This is a genomic window from Bacillus sp. LR--39 (genome assembly GCF_053613335.1).
Genome location: NZ_JBSIOT010000808.1, coordinates 1 through 735, shown reverse-complemented (window position 1 = coordinate 735; position 735 = coordinate 1). Strand labels below are relative to the sequence as shown.

General features: G+C 39.0%; 1 protein-coding gene and 1 pseudogene. One reads left to right on the top strand and one right to left on the bottom strand.

All coding sequences use genetic code 11. The features are described 5' to 3' along the window. On the top strand, positions 1-391 hold a 391-nt coding region (locus ACWHAR_RS26675; RefSeq protein WP_452088376.1), incomplete at its 5' end, for an amino acid permease. Positions 392-625: 234 nt separating this feature from the next. Here ACWHAR_RS26675 and ACWHAR_RS26670 read toward each other — a convergent pair. Next, positions 626-735: pseudogene (locus tag ACWHAR_RS26670) on the bottom strand (iron(3+)-hydroxamate-binding protein fhuD); the annotation flags it as partial.

Genomic DNA, 735 nt, shown 5'->3' with positions numbered 1-735 from the left:
AAAAACGAATAAAAAGGGAAGTCCGGTCATTGCACTTATTATTACAAACGTCATGTCACAGGTCTTCATTTTCTCGGTTATTTCCCGGACAATAAGTGACGCATTTACATTTTTAACGACAGCGGCTACACTTGCATATTTAATTCCGTATCTGGTATCTGCAATCTACAGCTTGAAGGTAGTCATCAAAGGTGAAACGTATGACCAGCTGAAAGGCTCCCGTGTAAGAGACGGATTGATCGCGATACTGGCGTGTGCATACTCCGTGTTTGTTATCGTAACAGGCACAGCAGATTTAACGACATTTATCCTCGGCATCGGTTTATTCTTTGTCGGCTTAATCGTTTATCCATTTGTGAGTAAAAAGTTCCAGAAAGAAAAACAAGCATAATGAAAAGTCACCTGATTTGCTCAGGTGTCTTTTTTATAAAATCACAATTTCTCCTGTTAGGAATCCGTTCGTTAAATATGCAAAAAACGTTTTTCAGTCTCTCCAGCATAAAAAAACTGATCGTGTTGAGGATGCAGCTTAATATGAATGGCTCAAAGAAAATATCCGATATGATTCAAATTGAGCCGTTCCTTATAAATCAGCAAAAGAGCCGCGGGTAGGCGGCTCTTTTGTTTATTTAGTCAAGCTTTCCGTAATATACTCCAGTTGTCCTTCTAATGAAATCGGGTCTGTGAAATAGAAGCCAATCGGATCAATCTTGTATACATGGCCATTTTTAACGG